General features: G+C 73.9%; 16 protein-coding genes. 9 read left to right on the top strand and 7 right to left on the bottom strand.

What is annotated here, in order from left to right:
* Nucleotides 1–74: 74 nt before the first annotated feature.
* Nucleotides 75–896: a DUF3558 domain-containing protein gene (locus tag ABD363_RS02575; protein ID WP_344599679.1), complete on the bottom strand. Its 822-nt coding sequence runs from the start codon at nt 894–896 to the stop codon at nt 75–77.
* A gap of 204 nt (nt 897–1,100) precedes the next feature.
* Here ABD363_RS02575 and ABD363_RS02570 point away from each other — a divergent pair, with 204 nt between their 5' ends.
* Nucleotides 1,101–2,294, top strand: coding sequence for an RtcB family protein (locus tag ABD363_RS02570; protein ID WP_344599678.1), 1,194 nt, complete (start codon nt 1,101–1,103; stop codon nt 2,292–2,294).
* A 161-nt stretch (nt 2,295–2,455) separates the two neighbouring features.
* Here the strand turns inward: ABD363_RS02570 and ABD363_RS02565 are convergent, their stop codons facing one another.
* Both ABD363_RS02565 and ABD363_RS02560 read right to left on the bottom strand, forming a co-directional pair.
* On the bottom strand, nt 2,456–3,232 hold the full coding sequence (locus ABD363_RS02565; protein WP_344599677.1) for an SDR family NAD(P)-dependent oxidoreductase: 777 nt from the start codon (nt 3,230–3,232) through the stop codon (nt 2,456–2,458).
* Nucleotides 3,233–3,386: 154 nt separating this feature from the next.
* The gene (locus ABD363_RS02560) at nt 3,387–3,722 is read right to left on the bottom strand and encodes a YnfA family protein (RefSeq protein ID WP_344599676.1); all 336 of its coding nucleotides are present in this window, start codon (nt 3,720–3,722) and stop codon (nt 3,387–3,389) included.
* A gap of 376 nt (nt 3,723–4,098) precedes the next feature.
* Between ABD363_RS02560 and ABD363_RS02555 the strand changes: the two genes are divergently transcribed.
* The 4 genes from ABD363_RS02555 to ABD363_RS02540 all read left to right on the top strand — a co-directional run bounded on the left by ABD363_RS02555 (nt 4,099) and on the right by ABD363_RS02540 (nt 8,245).
* Nucleotides 4,099–5,187, top strand: coding sequence for an LLM class flavin-dependent oxidoreductase (locus ABD363_RS02555; protein ID WP_344599675.1), 1,089 nt, complete (start codon nt 4,099–4,101; stop codon nt 5,185–5,187).
* Nucleotides 5,184–5,855: a CE1759 family FMN reductase gene (locus ABD363_RS02550; protein WP_344599674.1), complete on the top strand. Its 672-nt coding sequence runs from the start codon at nt 5,184–5,186 to the stop codon at nt 5,853–5,855. Before ABD363_RS02555 ends, ABD363_RS02550 begins: the two co-directional genes overlap by 4 nt.
* A 227-nt stretch (nt 5,856–6,082) precedes the next feature.
* Nucleotides 6,083–6,805, top strand: coding sequence for a response regulator transcription factor (locus ABD363_RS02545; RefSeq protein WP_344599673.1), 723 nt, complete (start codon nt 6,083–6,085; stop codon nt 6,803–6,805).
* Nucleotides 6,806–8,245, top strand: coding sequence for a HAMP domain-containing sensor histidine kinase (locus tag ABD363_RS02540; protein ID WP_344599672.1), 1,440 nt, complete (start codon nt 6,806–6,808; stop codon nt 8,243–8,245). It abuts the gene before it with no gap.
* 117 nt (nt 8,246–8,362) lie between these two features.
* Here the strand turns inward: ABD363_RS02540 and ABD363_RS02535 are convergent, their stop codons facing one another.
* The 4 genes from ABD363_RS02535 to ABD363_RS02520 form a co-directional block, all read right to left on the bottom strand.
* Nucleotides 8,363–9,424, bottom strand: a complete 1,062-nt coding sequence (locus ABD363_RS02535; RefSeq protein ID WP_344599671.1) for a PucR family transcriptional regulator — start codon at nt 9,422–9,424, stop codon at nt 8,363–8,365.
* Nucleotides 9,425–9,787: 363 nt separating this feature from the next.
* Nucleotides 9,788–11,314 carry an SPFH domain-containing protein gene (locus ABD363_RS02530; protein WP_344599670.1) on the bottom strand — a complete coding sequence of 509 codons (1,527 nt, stop codon included), beginning with the start codon at nt 11,312–11,314 and terminating at the stop codon, nt 9,788–9,790.
* A gap of 145 nt (nt 11,315–11,459) precedes the next feature.
* Nucleotides 11,460–11,975, bottom strand: a complete 516-nt coding sequence (locus ABD363_RS02525) for a hypothetical protein (protein ID WP_344599669.1) — start codon at nt 11,973–11,975, stop codon at nt 11,460–11,462.
* A 314-nt stretch (nt 11,976–12,289) separates the two neighbouring features.
* Entirely contained in the window at nt 12,290–12,916 is a 627-nt protein-coding gene (locus ABD363_RS02520; RefSeq protein ID WP_344599668.1) for a hypothetical protein, read from the bottom strand.
* Nucleotides 12,917–13,306: 390 nt separating this feature from the next.
* Between ABD363_RS02520 and hemL the strand changes: the two genes are divergently transcribed.
* The 4 genes from hemL to ABD363_RS02500 all read left to right on the top strand — a co-directional run bounded on the left by hemL (nt 13,307) and on the right by ABD363_RS02500 (nt 17,436).
* Nucleotides 13,307–14,626, top strand: coding sequence for a glutamate-1-semialdehyde 2,1-aminomutase (gene hemL, locus ABD363_RS02515; RefSeq protein WP_344599667.1), 1,320 nt, complete (start codon nt 13,307–13,309; stop codon nt 14,624–14,626).
* Complete coding sequence (locus tag ABD363_RS02510; RefSeq protein ID WP_344599666.1) at nt 14,623–15,306, top strand: histidine phosphatase family protein; 684 nt, start codon at nt 14,623–14,625, stop codon at nt 15,304–15,306. The genes hemL and ABD363_RS02510 overlap by 4 nt, the downstream gene beginning before the upstream one ends.
* Nucleotides 15,307–15,475: 169 nt before the next feature.
* Nucleotides 15,476–16,714, top strand: coding sequence for a polysaccharide deacetylase family protein (locus ABD363_RS02505; RefSeq protein ID WP_344599665.1), 1,239 nt, complete (start codon nt 15,476–15,478; stop codon nt 16,712–16,714).
* Between the two features lie 65 nt (nt 16,715–16,779).
* Complete coding sequence (locus tag ABD363_RS02500) at nt 16,780–17,436, top strand: TlpA family protein disulfide reductase (protein ID WP_344599664.1); 657 nt, start codon at nt 16,780–16,782, stop codon at nt 17,434–17,436.
* The last annotated feature ends 1 nt before the right edge of the window (nt 17,437 follow it).

Here is a 17,437-nt window from a genome sequence, read left to right as displayed (position 1 = left end):
GAGGGGTCACGGTACGCCGTGAAGAACCCGTGCGGTTCTGCCTCGCGTGGTGTGCGCGCGGGCGCGCGGGGCCGTCAATCCGCCAGCGAGTCGGCCAGTCGAGAGGCCAGATTCCGTGCCCTGTCCTGCATTTCCTTGCTGTCCGGGACCACTCCGACCGTCATCGGCTGCTCCGCGTACTCGATGGTCACGATGACGTTGGACGTGCGGAACGCCACAGTCACCGTGCGCTGTTCGGCGGTCGAACCGGGGCTGCTCAGCTCGTCGTCGAGGAAGGCCTCGTCGCCGAGCCCGTCGAGCACGCGGGGCTGGAGGTCGGCCGGAGTGGTGCTCGCGGACGGGCTCGCGGTCGGGCTCGCCGAGGACTCGGCCGACTCCGGGGCCGAGGAGGAGGGCGTGGTGCCGGAGGCGGACGGGGAGCCGGCGGGCGAGTCGGTGACGGCCGGCTCGGGGAGGTCGGCCGCTGCCCGCCTGGTCGCGAAGAGCCGCTCGGCCTGGCTGTCGTCGCTCACGGCGGAGTCGTACGACACCACCCGCTCGAAGTCGACGAGCAGGTGGTCGGTGGCCTCGGCGGAGCCCACCTTCCAGCGGCAGCCGACCTTGCGGTCGGAGTCGTACGTGAGCGTCGCCTCGCCCTGGTACGCCCGCTCGCGCTGCTCCTCGTCGGTGATCTGCCGGATGCCGGGCAGCAGGGCGTCGAGGGTCTCCCGGCCGACCGCGCCGCAGGGTTCCGGGAGGGTGCGGTACCGGCCGGGCTCGGCCGCCGCCGTCGCCGTGCCGGCGTCGCCCGGGTTGGTCTCGTCGGTCGCGCCGCCCTCCGCGGAGCCGCCGGTGCAGCCGGCCAGCAGCGCCGCGAGGAGGGCGGCGACGCCGGGTACGTACGCCTTCCGCTGCACGGTCAGGCTCCTCTCGACGGTGGCCGTGTGGCCGGTCCTCCAGTGTCCCCGCTGGTTATTCGCTTGCCGCGCGGGGGTGCCCCCTGGGGACAATGTGTATCGCACGCGCTGCCGTGGACGCCGGTCCGTCATCCCTTTCGTCGACCTTGGCGCCGGTTTTGCCGTTCGACACTTCTGTTTGTCTTCCGGGGGAATGAGGGTGAAATGCCGTACGTAGAGCTGCCGGGTGCCAAGGTGCCGATCCGCATGTGGACCGACCCGGCGTCGGTCGAGGACGTGGCGCTGCAGCAGCTGCGGAACGTCGCGACCCTGCCGTGGATCAAGGGGCTCGCCGTCATGCCCGACGTCCACTACGGCAAGGGTGCGACGGTCGGCTCCGTCATCGCGATGCAGGGGGCGGTGTGCCCCGCCGCGGTGGGGGTGGACATCGGGTGCGGGATGTCGGCGGTGCGGACGTCCCTCACGGCCGGCGACCTGCCGGGGGACCTGTCGCGGCTGCGGTCGCGGATCGAGCAGGTGATCCCGGTGGGGCGGGGGATGCATGACGACCCCGTGGACCCGGGGCGGCTGCACGGGTTCGCCACGGCCGGGTGGGACGACTTCTGGGGACGGTTCGGCGGGGTCGCCGAGTCGGTCAGGTTCCGTCAGGAGCGGGCCCAGAAGCAGATGGGCACGCTCGGAAGCGGCAATCACTTCGTCGAGGTGTGCACGGACACGACCGGTTCGGTCTGGCTGATGCTCCACTCCGGCTCCCGCAACATCGGCAAGGAACTGGCCGAGCACCACATCGGCGTCGCCCAGAAGCTCCCGCACAACCAGGGCCTGGTCGACCGCGACCTCGCCGTCTTCGTCGCGGACACCCCGCAGATGGCGGCGTACCGCAACGACCTGTTCTGGGCGCAGGAGTACGCGAAGTACAACCGCTCGATCATGATGGCGCTCCTGAAGGACGTGATCCGCAAGGAGTTCAAGAAGGCCGGGCCCACCTTCGAGCCGGAGATCTCCTGCCACCACAACTACGTGGCGCAGGAGCGGTACGAGGGCATGGGCCTGCTGGTGACCCGCAAGGGCGCGATCCGCGCGGGCGCCGGGGAGTACGGGATCATCCCCGGCTCGATGGGCACGGGGTCGTACATCGTGCGGGGCCTCGGCAACGACCGGTCCTTCAACTCGGCCTCGCACGGCGCCGGCCGGCGCATGAGCCGCAACGCGGCCAAGCGCCGCTTCACCACGAAGGACCTGGAGGAGCAGACGCGGGGCGTGGAATGCCGCAAGGACTCCGGTGTCGTGGACGAGATCCCGGGCGCGTACAAGCCGATCGAGCAGGTCATCGACCAGCAGCGGGACCTGGTGGAGGTGGTGGCGAAGCTGAAGCAGGTCGTGTGCGTGAAGGGCTGAGGCCCGCGCGGACCGCCTACCGCGCGTGGGACACCGCGTGGATCGTCACGAACGCCACCGGGCGGATGCCGAACAGGAAGTACCCGAGGTACCACCACACAGGCGCTCGCCCCTCCGCTCCTGGGCCGGGCGCCGCTGTTCGCGCGCGGGCTCGTCCGGCGTCACGGTTCCCGGTGGACCTTGGTGTTCGACGCCTGGGCGCGCGGGCGGACCACGAGGAGGTCGACGTTGACGTGGCTGGGGCGGGTGACCGCCCAGGTGATCGTGTCGGCGACGTCGTCCGCGGTCAGGGGCTCGGCGACGCCCTCGTACACCTTGGCGGCCTTCTCCCGGTCGCCGCCGAAGCGGGTCAGGGCGAACTCCTCCGTCTTGACCATGCCGGGCGCGATCTCGATGACGCGGACCGGCTGGCCGACGATCTCCAGGCGCAGCGTCTCGGCCAGGACGTGGGCGCCGTGCTTGGCGGCGACGTAGCCCGCGCCGCCCTCGTACGTGGCGTGGCCGGCGGTGGAGGAGACGACGACCACCGTGCCGTCGCCGCTCGCGACCAGCTTGGGCAGCAGGGCCTGGGTGAGGTTGAGGGTGCCGATGACGTTCGTCTCGTACATCCGGCGCCAGTCGGCCGGGTCGCCGGTCGCGACCGGGTCGGCGCCCAGCGCGCCGCCCGCGTTGTTGACGAGGACGCCGATCGTCCTGAACGCCGTCGCGAACTCGTCGACCGCCGCACGGTCGGTGACGTCGAGGGCGTACGCCGTGGCCCGGCCGCCGGCCGCGACGATCTCCTCCGCCAGCGCCTCGATGCGGTCCTTGCGGCGCGCGGTGAGGACGACGCGGTAGCCGGCCGCGGCGAGCTGCCGGGCCGTGGCGGCGCCGATCCCGCTGCTCGCACCGGTGACGACGGCGATGCGGGAGGCGGCGGACGGGGCGGCGGTGGCCATGGGCTGCTCCTCGGACTGGCGGGCGGGACCGGTCGGCGTCCAGCGTAGGCGACGTGGGCGGGCGGTCCGCGGGCCGGTGCGGTCCCTCCCGGCGGGAGGCCGGGGCCGCGGGGCGGTCCTCGCCGCCGTCGGAGCGGAACGCCCGGCGCGCGCCTCAGCCGCCTCGCGGCGCGTACATGATGACGGCCATGCCCGCGAGGCAGACCAGCGCGCCCGCCACGTCCCACCGGTCCGGGCGGTAGCCGTCCGCGAGCACGCCCCACAGGATCGACCCGGCGACGAAGATCCCGCCGTACGCGGCCAGGACGCGGCCGAAGTGGGCGTCGGGCTGGAAGGTGGCGACGAATCCGTACGCGCCGAGGGCGAGGACGCCGCCCGCCGCCCACAGCCAGCCGCGGTGCTCCCGCACCCCCTGCCAGACCAGCCAGGCCCCGCCGATCTCGAACAGGGCGGCGAGGACGAACAGGGCGGCGGAGCGGAGGACGACCATGGGGGCAGCTTCGCACGGCGGCCCGGCGCGCCCCGCACCGCCCGGTGCCGGGCGTCCGGGGGCCGCGCCGCGTGGCATGCGGGGGACGTGTGGTGTATCCGGGATGTGTGGCGTATCCGGGACGTGGGGGATGCGGCGGGGGCCGGACGGACGGCGCGCCGGAGGGGCGGGGGGCGCCGGGACGGCGCGGTCGCGGCCGCCGGACCGCCCCGGCGGACGGCGGGGTCCGGCGCGACCCGCGTCCCGCGCGGGTCGCGCGGGACGCGCGGGACGCGAGCCCGGGCCGCCGGCGCGCCCGGGCCCGCCGGAATAAGGGTGGAGGGGGAACCGTTCAGCGGTATAGTTGAACGGTCAACAACCTGGAGGGTGAGCGACCATGCAGTTCGGGATCTTCAGCGTCGGCGATGTCACACCGGACCCGACCACGGGCCGGACGCCGACCGAGCGCGAGCGGATCAAGGCCATGGTCGCCATCGCGCTGAAGGCCGAGGAGGTCGGCCTCGACGTCTTCGCGACCGGTGAGCACCACAACCCGCCGTTCGTGCCGTCCTCGCCGACCACGATGCTCGGCTACATCGCGGCGCGCACGGAGCGGCTGATCCTCTCCACGTCGACCACGCTGATCACCACCAACGACCCGGTGAAGATCGCCGAGGACTTCGCGATGCTCCAGCACCTGGCCGACGGCCGGGTGGACCTGATGATGGGCCGCGGCAACACCGGCCCGGTCTACCCGTGGTTCGGCCAGGACATCCGCGAGGGCATCAACCTCGCCATCGAGAACTACGCCCTGCTGCACCGGCTGTGGCGCGAGGACGTCGTCGACTGGGAGGGCCGCTTCCGCAGCCCGCTGCAGGGCTTCACCTCCACCCCGCGGCCGCTGGACGGCGTCCCGCCGTTCGTCTGGCACGGCTCCATCCGCTCCCCGCAGATCGCCGAGCAGGCCGCCTACTACGGCGACGGCTTCTTCCACAACAACATCTTCTGGCCCGCCGACCACACCAAGCGGATGGTCGAGCTGTACCGCACCCGCTACGCCCACTACGGGCACGGCACCCCCGAGCAGGCGATCGTCGGCCTCGGCGGCCAGGTGTTCATGCGGAAGAACTCCCAGGACGCGGTGCGCGAGTTCCGCCCGTACTTCGACGTCGCCCCGGTCTACGGCCACGGCCCGTCGCTGGAGGAGTTCATGGAGCAGACGCCGCTGACGGTCGGCTCTCCGCAGCAGGTGATCGAGAAGACCCTGTCCTTCCGCGAGTACGCCGGCGACTACCAGCGCCAGCTGTTCCTGATGGACCACGCCGGGCTGCCGCTGAAGACCGTCCTGGAGCAGATCGACCTGCTCGGCGAGGAGGTCGTGCCGGTGCTGCGCGAGGAGTTCGCCAAGGGGCGGCCGGCGAACGTGCCGGACGCGCCGACCCACGCCTCGCTGCTGGCCGGCACCCGGAAGGAGACCGTCGCATGAAACTCGTCGTCGTCTCGGCGGGACTGGGCGTCCCGTCCTCCACCCGGCTGCTCGGCGACCGGCTGGCCGCCGCCACCGCCGGACGGACCCCGGCGGACGTGCGGGTGATCGAGCTGCGCGACCTGGCCGTGGCGATCGCGCACAACTTCACCAGCGGGTTCCCGGGCGCGGCGCTGTCCGCCGCGTTCGACGCGCTGACGGCGGCCGACGGGCTGGTCGTCGTCACGCCGGTGTTCTCGGCGTCCTACAGCGGGCTGTTCAAGTCGTTCTTCGACGCGCTGAGCGGCGGCGACCCCGACGCCCTCGCCGGCAAGCCGGTGCTGATCGCCGCGACCGGCGGCACCGCCCGGCACTCCCTGGTCCTGGACCACGCGCTGCGGCCGCTCTTCGCCCACCTCAAGGCCGTCGTCGTCCCGACCGGCGTGTACGCCGCCGCCGAGGACTGGGGCGCCGAAGGGCTCGACGGCCGGATCGAGCGGGCGGCCGGGGAACTGGCCGCGCTGATGACCGGGCTGTCGGCCGGGCGCCCCGCCGAGCGGACCGGCACCGGGCGGGAGGCGCCGGCCGGGCAGGCCGACGGGGCGGAGGAGCCGGCGGCCGAGGAGGCCGGCGCGTTCCGGGTGGTGCCGTTCGAGCAGCAGCTCGCGGCGCTGCGGGCCACGGGCTGAGGACCGGGCCCGGGGCCCGGCCCGACGGGCCCCGGACGGAACGGGCGGCAACCGCGGCGGGGCGGGACGGCCGGGCGGCATCCGGGAGAACTGCGGCCGGACGAAGGCCGGGGGCGCGGCGGCCGGACGGCGGCCGGGGGAGCGGCGACCGGCGGCGGCCGGTGAAAGGCCGGTAAGAAGGGCGGCCGGCGAACCGCCCGGCCGGGCCGGCTTGGCACACTGGCCCTGTGCCCCAGACAGTTCTCCTCGCCGAAGACGACCGCGCCATCCGGCACGCCCTTCAGCGCGCCCTGACCCTGGAGGGCTACCAGGTCACGGCGGTCGCCGACGGCGTCGAGGCGCTGGCGCACGCCCACCGCGGCCGGCCCGACGTCCTCGTGCTGGACGTGATGATGCCCGGCATTGACGGCCTCCAGGTCTGCCGGGCGCTGCGCGCCGAGGGCGACCGCACGCCCATCCTGATGCTGACGGCGCTGGTGGAGACCGCCGACCGGATCGCCGGCCTGGACGCGGGCGCCGACGACTACGTCGTCAAGCCCTTCGACGTCGAGGAGGTCTTCGCCCGGCTGCGCGCCCTGCTGCGCCGTACCAGCCCGGTGCCCGCGGGCGCCGCCCCGGCGGACGTACCGAAGCAGCCCCCCGCCCCCGAGCGGTTCGTCGAGGCCGCCGGCATCCGCATGGACCCGCAGGCCCGGCGCGCCTGGCGGGGCGGGCGGGAACTGGAGCTGACCCGCACCGAGTTCGAGCTGCTGGAGCTGCTGGTCCGCAACGCGGGCATCGTCCTGGACCACTCCACGATCTACGACCGCATCTGGGGCTACGACTTCGGCCCCGGTTCCAAGAACCTCGCCGTCTACGTCGGCTACCTGCGCCGCAAGCTCGACGCGCCCGGCGCGCCGCAGCTGATCCACACGGTGCGCGGCGTGGGTTACGTGCTGCGGGAGAACTGAGTGGGCCGGCTGTGGCGGCGGCTGACCGGGCGGCGCCCCCGGCTGGTCTCGCTGCGCACCACCTTCGCGGTGTCCTTCGCGGCCGTCGCCGCCGGTGTGACGCTCCTGGTCGGCGTCCTCTCCTACAACGCCGCCGCCCGGCTGGTCCGGGTGGACCAGGAGTCCGTCTTCGACCAGGTCGTCCAGGACCTGCGGGACGAGGTCCGGCAGCGGCGGATGATGCCCGCCGACTTCCTCTCCTCCGCGCCCGGCCACGACGTGGTCCGCCCGGCCCGCACGGACGTGCAGGTGCTCGGCCCGGACGGCAGCGTCTCCGACCCGGGCAACCCCGGGCTCCCGGTCGTCGACGCCGACCGGCGGATCGCGGCCGCCGCGACGGCCGGGCGGCTGGCCGAGCACGCCGACGTCGACGTCGGCGACGACGTCTACCGCGTCGCGACCGTCTCCCTCGGCGGCGGCCGGGGCGCGGTGCAGGTCGCGCAGGAGTTCAGCGACACCGAGGACCTGCTGCGGGCGCTGCAGCGGCGCACGCTGCTGCTGATGGCCGCGGTCGTGGTCGGGGCGGGCCTGTTCGGCTGGTGGCTGGCCCGCCGCATCACCCGCCGCCTGGTCCTGCTCACCGCGGCCGCCGAGGACGTCGCCCGCACCCGCCGGCTCGGCATCCAGGTGCCGGTCACCGGCTACGACGAGGTGGGCCGCCTGGGCCGCGCCTTCGACCGCATGCTGGGCCGCCTCGCCCAGTCCGAGGAGGACCAGCGCCGCCTGGTCCAGGACGCCGGACACGAACTGCGCACCCCGCTGACCTCGCTCCGTACGAACATCTCCCTGCTGCGCCGCATCGACGAACTGCCGCCCGCCGCGCGGGAGGAACTGGTCGCGGACCTCGGGCAGGAGGCGCGCGAGCTGACCGACCTGGTCAACGAGCTGGTCGACCTGGCGGCCGGCCAGTCCGACAGCGAGCCGCCGCGCCGGGTCGACCTCGCCGAGATCGCCCGGGACGTCGCGGGCCTCGCCCGGCGCCGCAGCGGCCGGGAGATCACGGTCCGGGCGAGCGGCGACACCACGGCGGACGGCCGGCCGGGCATGCTGACACGGGCGGTGTCCAACCTCGTGGAGAACGCGGTGAAGTTCGACCGCGACGGCACCGCGCCCGTCGAGATCGTCGTCGCCGGTCCCGCCCGGCCGGGCACGGTCCGCGTCGAGGTCCTCGACCGCGGCCCCGGCATCGCCGACTGCGACCTGACCCGCGTCTTCGACCGCTTCTACCGCGCCGCCGACGCCCGCTCCCTGCCCGGCTCCGGGCTGGGCCTGTCCATCGTGCGGGAGGTGGCCCTCGCGCACCGGGGGGCGCCGTTCGCCTACCGGCGGGACGGCGGCGGCACGGCGATCGGGTTCACGGTGGGCGGCGGACCGGCCGGGGACGGCGGCGCGGGAGGCTGAGGGCCGCCTCGCCCGGGCTTTCGCACCTGCTCGCGGGCCGGCCGGACCGGCATCGCCCGGCGCCGCGCCGGACCTCGCCCGCGGGCCGTGGGGGCCCGGCGGCTCCGGCGGCGCCCGTCAGGCCTGGTCGCCGGGCCAGCCGAGCAGCCGGGCGCCGATGACGGCGGTCTGCAGGGTGTAGCGGTGGACGGGGTCGGCCGGGTTGGCGCCGGTGAGTTTGTGGATGCGGTCCAGGCGGTAGGTCAGGGCGCGCACGCTCAGGCGCAGGCGGCGGGCCGCCTCGGCTGCCACGCAGCCGGTGTCGAAGTAGGCGGTGAGGGTGTCGAGGAGGGGCTGGGCGCCGCCGCGGGCCTGCCGCAGGGGGCCCAGGGCGGTGTGCACGAGGTCGGCCATGGCCTGGCGGTCACGGGTGAGGACGGGGTAGACGAGCAGGTCGGCGGCGCGCAGCACCGGTTCGTCGAGGCGCAGGCGGTCCGCCAGTTCGAGGGCGTTGAGGGCTTCCTCGTAGGAGTGGACGACGCCGCCGGCGCCGGGGTGGGGGCGTCCGATGGCGACCTGGCCGCCGTCGGTGGCCGCGTGTGCCTGCTTGGCGAAGAACGCGAGCACGTCGTCCTGGTCGCCGGGGGCGATGCAGATCAGCCGGCCGTCCTTGGTGGTGAGCAGGATGTGGCGTTCGCCGAAGCGGGCGACGAGCGCGCTGTCCACCTGGCGGGTGGCCGGGTGGGCGTCGTCGACCGGCGTGTCGCCCTGGGCGACGGCGACCGCGTGGGCGCGGGAGAGGAGCAGGCCGAAGCGTTCGGCGCGTTCGGCGAGCCGGCCCAGGTTGCTGCGGCCGTATAGCAGGTCGTCGATGAACTCCCTGCGCGCCGCCTCCTCCTGGCGCACCGCCAGTCGCTGGGCGCGTTCGTGGCCTTCGGCGAAGGCGTCGATCGCCTGCTCGACGGCGGCGAGCACGCGGTCCACCCCCGCGGACGCCAGGGCGGGGGAGAGGTCGCGGGCCGCGGACAGGTGCCGCCGGACCAGGGCGCGCAGTCCCAGGCCCGCCTCCGCGGCCCGCTCCCCCTGCGCCCGGAGGGCCTCCAGCTCGTCCCGGGTCAGCCGGCGGCCGGTGGCGCAGACATCGGCGAGAATCCCGCCGTACCCCTCCAGGAACTCCTCCGGCACCGCCGGCCTCGTCACTGTTCCCTCCCGGATGTCGATCCTGTGCTGTGCCGTCCCCGCGCCCGGGAACGGAAGCGGGCCGCCTTCGCCCGCCTCCCCGGTCCCGCGGAAGGCCGTCGGCGGGTTCCGCCCGACCGCGGCCCGCCGGGTGGGCCGGGTGGCCCCGTCGCCGGACGCCGCCGGGGTCCAGGGTCCCGTACGGCTGCCGTGGCCCCGGGGGGAGCCCCCGGTCCGGGGGACGACGGAGAGGGGACGTCCGGCCCGGCACGCGGCGCCGGGCTTCCGGCCGGGACCGCCGCGGGACGGCCGCCCGACGGGCCGGCGCCGGATCCGGGCCCGGCGGCGCGCTGCCGCGCGGGCCCGGTGTCCGGTCCGCGGATCTCAGCCGATCTCGACCTTGCCGTCGGTCCCGGCGGCCGTCGCCGCGGGCCGGGCGGCGCCGTCGCGCCGGGCGATGCCCTTCAGCAGCTCCGCGAGGTCCACTCCGGTGGTGGCGCCGAGCAGTTCCATGCCCTGGGCGACGTTGTCGGCGACGGTGCGCGACAGCCGGCTCGCCCCGTCGGTGGAGATGACGGTCATCTTGTCGACGGCGCTGAGCGGTTCGGACGCCTTGGCGACGACCTGCGGCAGCACCTCGACGAGCATCTGCAGCACGGCCGCGTCGCCGTACTGGGCGAAGGCGTCGGCCTTCTTCCGCATCGCCTCGGCCTCGGCCGCGCCCCTGGCGCCGATCGCGGCGGCCTCCGCGTCGCCCTCCAGGCGGACCGCCTCCGCGACGGCCGCGCGCCGGGCCCGCTCGGCCTCGCCCTGCTTCAGGCCCTCGATCGCCTGCGCCTCGGCCAGCGCGGACCTGCGCTGCTTCTCGCCCTCACCCGTGAGCCGGGACCGCTCGGCCTCCGCCTGGGCGGCGGCGATCTCCGCCAGCCGCTCGGCCTCGGCCTGCTTGACCCGGGCGACCCGCTTGGCCTCGGCCTCCTGCTCGGCGGCGTACCGCTGGGCGTCGGCCGGCTTGCGGACCTGGGTGTCGAGCTGACGGTCGGTCAGGGCGGCCTGCCGTTCGGCGACCTTCTCCTGCTCGGTGAGGATCTCCTGCTGCCGGGCGGCCTCGGCCAGCGGCCCGGCGGCGTTGGCGCGGGCGGCGGCCTGGTCGGTCTCGGCCTTGATCTCGGCCTGCCGCAGGTAGAGCGTGCGCTGGGCGACCGCGATCTCCTCCTCGGCCTTCAGCCGCGCCTGCTCGGCGGCCCGCCGCGCCTCGGCCTCGGCGATGTCGGCCTCCTGCTTGGCGCGGGCGGCCTCGGGGCGGCCGAGGTCCTCCAGGTAGGAGCCCTCGGTGGTGATGTCCTGGATCTGGAAGGCGTCCAGCACCAGGCCCTGCCCGGACAGGCTCGCCTCGGCCTCCTCGGCGACCTGCCCGGCGAACGCGGCCCGGTCGCGGATGATGTCCTCCACCGCCATCCGGCCCACGATCGCGCGCAGCGCGCCCGAGAGCACCTCCTGGGTGAAGCCGACGATGCCGTCCTGCTGCATCAGGAACCGCTGGGCGGCGGCCCGGATGGCGTCCTCGGTGCCGCCGACCTTGACGATCGCGACGCCCTCCAGGTTGGCCTTCACCCCGCGCAGGGTGACCGCGCCGCGCACCGCCACCGGGATGTGCCGCGAGGACAGGTCGAGCGTGAACTTCTGCTGGACGAAGGGCACGACGAACACACCGCCGCCGACCACGACCTTCTGCCCGCTGTTGTCGGTGAACACCCGGCCGGTCTCGGGATCGGTGGCCTTTTTGCCGCGCCGCCCGGTGACGATGAACGCCTCGCTCGGCCCGGCCACCTTGTAGCGGCTGACGACCACCAGCGCGATCAGCACGAGGAGTACGACGACCCCTCCCGCCGCGATGACGACAGAACTCATGGTGTTGCCCCCTCAGCCCTCCCTGCGGACGGCACTCGGTAAGGGTGTACGGACGAGAACGACACGACCGGGCGTGCCGGAAGGAAACGGTTCAGCAAGGAACGGTCCGGCGAGGAGCGGTCGGCCGGACCGGCGGTCGGCCGGATCAGCGTTCGACGGGACGTACGGACACCGCCGACTGCGACAGCGTCCCCTCGACCCAGACCTCGGCTCCCCGGGCCACGGCGACCGGGCTCCTCGCCGCGAGCTTCACCGGCTGGCCGGCCAGGCGCACCAGCACCTCGCCGTATCCGCCGACCGGGATCGCGGTGACCACCGAACCCGTGACGCCGATCAGGTCCTCCCCCCGCGGCGCGGCCCCGGAGGAATCGCGCGCCAGCGCCCGGCCGAGGCGGTAGGCGCACCAGCCGGTGGCGGCACCGGCCGGCACCCCGACCGCCGTCGCGCCCCCCGCGCCCAGCCCGGTGGTCCCCAGGACGATCGCCCCGGAGAAACCGAGCATGGACAGGAACCCGGCGATCACCGGAAGCGACAGCAGCCCGTCGAGCGGACCGTCCACCACGGCGACGCCGTCGAGCAGCCCTTCGAGAACGCCGTCGAGGACGAACGACAGGGCAAGGAGGACGACCCCCGCGATGCCGAGACCGAGAAACCAGGCCATCCGCACCCACCGCCTCTCCTTGCCCGCCCCCTGTCGGTACGCGCATCGTCACATGCCGGCGGCCGCCGGGACATTGCCTGCTCCCGGCAATCTTCACGCGTTCTTCATGCCGGTCGCCGTCCCCGGGCGGGGCCGGCAGCGCCCGGTCACCCGTCGGCGCCCTGCGGCATCACGCCGCATCGACGGGCACGCGGACGGCTCCGGCACCCGTCGTGCCCTCGATGCGCCCCGTCCGCCCGACGGCCCCGCCCGGCACACGACGAGGGCGGGACCCGAAAGTCCCGCCCGAATCAGGAAACCCGGAAAGCCCCGGCTCAGGGCCACACCAGGCAGTACGGCTGATGCCCCGCCTCGTGCAGCCGGTGGCTGAAGTCCTGCCACTCGTGCAGCAGCCGGTACACGTTGAACGCGTCCCGCGGCCCGCCCCGGTCCGGCACCGTCGACCAGATGAAGGCCGCCGCGCCGACCGCCTCCTCGCCGATGTCGCGCAACGGGTCGACGGCGGTCGTCGGGAGCTTGACCACCGCGTAGTCGGGGTGCAGGACGACCAGTTCCAGCGGGGGCACCTTGTGCAGGGGCACGCCCTCGATGCCGGTCAGCACCATGGCGGCCATCGTCTCCGGCTTGATCTTGGTGAACATGCCGTTCATGCCGAGTTCGTCGCCGCCGAGCTCCTCGGGGCGCATCGAGATCGGGACGCGGGCCGCGGTCGCGCCGTCGGGCGCGCCGAAGTACTTGTACGTCACCCCCACCCGACCACCATTCCTGCTCCCCGCCCTCAGCCGGTCGACCCGTCGGTCGAGCCGCTCGGGCTCACTCGGTACGCCGTGCGCCTGACGTGTCTCGGTCGTTTCCTCCGCGTCGCGTCGGTGCCTTCCCCGCCGGGCACGTCGAGGACCCAGGTCACCGGTCCCCTCGCCCAGTCCGCCACCGCGATGCATATCTCCACCCGACTGCTTTTCTAGGACGCGTGTCCCCCGCCGCGCAACCCGATCATCGTGTCAGTGACCTCCCCCACGGCCGCGCGCCGAAACGTGCGGTGAACCATCCGTCCGCGGGGAACTCCAGGATCCCAGGATCTTCGTCGGACCTGAACGCGCCATTGAACACTTTTGAACTGTCCGAGCTGTGTACAAGGCCCAGTTTCGCAGACCGAGGGCGTGCGACGGCGTGGAAATCGTCCACCCGGCGCCCGCCCGCCCGGCCGGCGACGGTCCGCCGCCCCCGTCGCCCCGGCACACCTCTGCCTCCCCGACCCCCTGGCCTACCCTGAACAGGTCACTGGCAACCGGAGTCCACGTCATCGGAGAAGGTCGGAGAAGTCGCAGGTCATGAGCGAACTGGCATATCCCTATGAAGCACCGGCCTCACAGGCTCTGTTCGACCGTGCGGCGGCCGTCACGCCCGGCGGTGTGAATTCGCCGGTGCGGGCCTTCGGGGCCGTGGGCGGCACGCCCCGGTTCATGGTGTCCGGCAGCGGCCCGTACCTGATCGACGCCGACGGGCGCGAGTACGTCGACCTCGTCTGCTCCTGGGGGCCCATGATCCTCGGGCACGCGCACCCCGAGGTCGTCGCCGCCGTGCAGGAGGCCGTCGCGCGCGGCACCTCCTTCGGCACGCCCGGTGAGGGCGAGGTCGCGCTCGCCGAGGAGATGGTCGCCCGGGTCGCGCCGCTGGAGCGGGTGCGGCTGGTGTCCAGCGGAACCGAGGCGACGATGTCGGCGATCCGGCTCGCCCGCGGGTTCACGCGGCGCACCAAGGTCGTCAAGTTCGCCGGGTGCTACCACGGGCACGTCGACTCCCTCCTGGCCTCCGCCGGGTCCGGCGTCGCCACCTTCGCGCTGCCCGACACCCCCGGCGTCACCGGCGCCCAGGCCGGCGACACGATCGTCCTGCCGTACAACGACCTCGACGCCGTGCGGGCCGCCTTCGCCGCCCACCCCGGCGAGATCGCCTGCGTGATCACCGAGGCGTCCCCGGGCAACATGGGCGTCGTGCCGCCGCTGCCCGGGTTCAACCAGGGGCTGAAGGACCTCTGCGCCGAGCACGGCGCCCTGTACATCTCCGACGAGGTCATGACCGGCTTCCGTACCAGCCGGGCCGGCTGGTACGGCGTCGACGGCGTGGTCCCCGACCTGATGACCTTCGGCAAGGTGATGGGCGGCGGCTTCCCGGCCGCGGCGTTCGGCGGGCGCGCCGACGTCATGGCGCACCTCGCCCCGGCCGGCCCCGTCTACCAGGCCGGCACCCTCTCCGGGAACCCGGTCGCCACCGCCGCCGGCCTCGCCCAGCTGCGGCTGCTCGACGACGCGGCGTACGAGAAGCTCGACGCCGTCTCCGCGCGGGTCCGGTCCCTGGTGTCCGAGGCGCTGAGCAAGGAGGGCGTCGCCCACCAGGTGCAGAACGCCTCCACCATGTTCTCCGTGTTCTTCACGGACCGGCCCGTGCGCACCTACGAGGACGCCAGGGCGCAGGAGTCCTTCCGCTTCACCGCCTTCTTCCACGCGATGCTGGCGAACGGCGTCTACCTGCCGCCGTCGTCCTTCGAGTCCTGGTTCGTGTCCACCGCGCTGGACGAGCGGGCCCTGGAGCGGATCGCCGACGCCCTTCCGGCGGCGGCCCGGGCGGCGGCGGAGGCCACGGCGGCATGAGCACCCACCGCGACATCACCGTCGTCCACCTCATGCGGCACGGCGAGGTGGCCAACCCGGACGGCATCCTGTACGGCCGGCTGCCCGGCTACCACCTCTCCGAGCTGGGCCGGCGCATGGCCGACCGGGTCGCCGAGCACCTCGCCCCCCGCGACGTGACCTACGTCGCCGCCTCCCCGCTGGAGCGGGCGCAGGAGACGGCGACGCCGATCGCCAAGGCGCACGGGCTGGAGCTGAACACCGACGAGCGGCTGATCGAGGCCGAGAACGTCTTCCAGGGCAAGACGTTCGGCGTGGGCGACGGGGCGCTGCGCCGGCCCGGCAACTGGCGGCACCTGGTCAACCCGATGCGCCCGTCGTGGGGCGAGCCGTACGTCGACCAGGTGGTCCGCATGATGGCCGCGCTGCACACGGCGAAGGACCGGGCGCGGGGGCACGAGGCGGTGCTGGTCAGCCACCAGCTGCCGATCTGGATCGTGCGGTCCTACGTCGAGAAGCGGCGGCTGTGGCACGACCCGCGCAAGCGGCAGTGCACGCTCGCGTCCCTGACCAGCTTCACCTTCGAGGGCGACCGGATCGTGTCCGTCGGCTACAGCGAGCCGGCCCGCGACCTCGTCCCGGCCCATCTGCTCGCCGGAGCCAGGCCGGTGAAGGGGAAGGACAAGGCGTTCGGCGCGTAGGCGCGCCCGCCGGTCGTCGCCGCCGGTGGGCGCCCGCCGGCTGATGCCCATCGGTCGACGCCCTTCTATCGAACTTTGTTGCGAAAACCGCACATTCATCGGGAACCTCCCCGTTCGCCGTGCCCTCTGACCAGGTGGCCAAGCAGAGAGCACGACGGGCGGGGATGGCATGCGTCACATCAGTCGAAGGGGAGCGATCGGTCTGGGGGCGGGCGCCGCGGCCGCCGTGGGACTCGCGGGCTGCGGCGGCTCCGTCCGGACGGACGGCTCGACCCACGCCGGCGGTTCCGCCGGCCGGCCCCCCGGCGGCCGGCCGACGCCCACCGCCCGCCCCCTGGGCGACGGCTCCACCGCCTTCACCGGCAAGCAGCCCCACCAGCCCGCGCGGCCCGTGCCGCTGGAGCCCGGCCAGACGCCGCCGCAGTTCGTCGTCTTCTCCTGGGACGGGGCCGGTGAGGTCGGCAACGGTCTCTTCCCGCGCTTCCTGGACCTGGCCAAGGAGCACGGCGCGCACATGACCTTCTTCCTCTCGGGCCTGTACCTGCTGCCCGAGGCGCACAAGCGCCGGTACGACCCGCCGAACAACCCGCGCGGCGCCTCCGACATCGGCTACCTCACCGACGGCCACATCAAGGACACGCTGCACGGCCTGCGCCGCGCCTGGCTGGAGGGCCACGAGATCGGCACCCACTTCAACGGCCACTTCTGCGGCGACGGCCCCGGCTCGGTCGCCCACTGGACGCCGCGGCAGTGGCGCGACGAGATCGAGCAGGCGAAGTCCTTCGTCAAGGAGTGGCGGACCAACACCGGCTGGACCGATCTGCCGCCCCTGCCCTTCGACTACGACCGGGAACTCGTCGGCGGCCGCACGCCCTGCCTGCTCGGCCAGGAGAACCTGCTGCCCACCGCCCGTGCCCTCGGCTGGCGCTACGACGCCTCCTCGCCCGGCGGCCGGCAGGTCTGGCCGGTGAAGAAGCAGGGGATCTGGGACCTGCCGCTGCAGCAGATACCTTTCCCCGGCCGTTCCTTCGAGGTCCTGTCGATGGACTACAACATGCTCGCCAACCAGTCGGTCAACTCGACCAACGCGCCCGCCCACCGCCGTCCCGCCTGGCGGGAGCAGTCCGCCCAGGCGTACATCTCCGGCTTCAGGCGGGCGTACGAGACGAACCGGGCGCCCCTCTTCATCGGCAACCACTTCGAGCAGTGGAACGGCGGCATCTACATGGACGCCGTCGAGGAGGCCCTCATCCACATGGCCCGGGAACGGGACCGGGGCGGGGACGTGAGGCTGGTCTCCTTCCGGCAGCTCGTGGACTGGCTGGACGCGCAGCGGCCCGAGGTGCTCGCCAAGCTGCGCACCCTGGACGTGGGGCAGGCCCCGGCGGAGGGCTGGAAGCGGTTCTGAAGAGCGGTTTCTCCCCCGCCAGGGGGTGCGCAAGATCCCCGGAACGGACATGCGAAACTTTTCACATGACTGCCGCCAGCCGCGCCCCCCTGCGCTCGAACCGCTCGAACCGCTCGGACCGCACGACCCGCGTGCGGAGCCGTGCCCGCCGTGCCGTCCTGACCGCCGGTGCCGCCGCGGCCGCGCTGCTCGTGTCCGCGTGCGGCTCCGGGGGCACCTCGGGCGGCGGCGGCGACACCAACTTCATCACCGGCTCCGACGGCATCGCCACCGTGGACCGGGGCGAGCGGGCCGACGCGCCCGACCTGTCCGGCCCGACCGTCGACGGTGAGCGGCTGGACGTCGACGACTACAAGGGCAGGGTCGTCGTCCTCAACGTCTGGGGCTCCTGGTGCCCGCCCTGCCGGGCCGAGGCGAAGAACTTCCAGAAGGTCTACGAGGACGTCAAGGACCAGGGTGTCCAGTTCGTCGGCATCAACACCCGCGACACCTCCACCGGCCCGGCGCGGGCCTTCGAGGAGGAGTACGGGATCACCTACCCGAGCCTGTACGACCCGACCGGCAAGCTGATGCTCCGCTTCGCCAAGGGCACGCTCAACCCGCAGGCCATCCCGTCCACGCTGATCATCGACCGGGACGGCAGGATCGCCGCGCGCACCCTCCAGGCGCTCACCGAGGAGAAACTGCGCAAGATGATCGACCCGGTCCTGGCGGAGAAGTGAC

This window comes from Streptomyces glaucus (assembly GCF_039533365.1).
Lineage (GTDB): Bacteria > Actinomycetota > Actinomycetes > Streptomycetales > Streptomycetaceae > Streptomyces > Streptomyces glaucus.
Note: the sequence above shows the minus strand (reverse complement) of the source record. Positions and strands in the feature narration are given on the sequence as shown.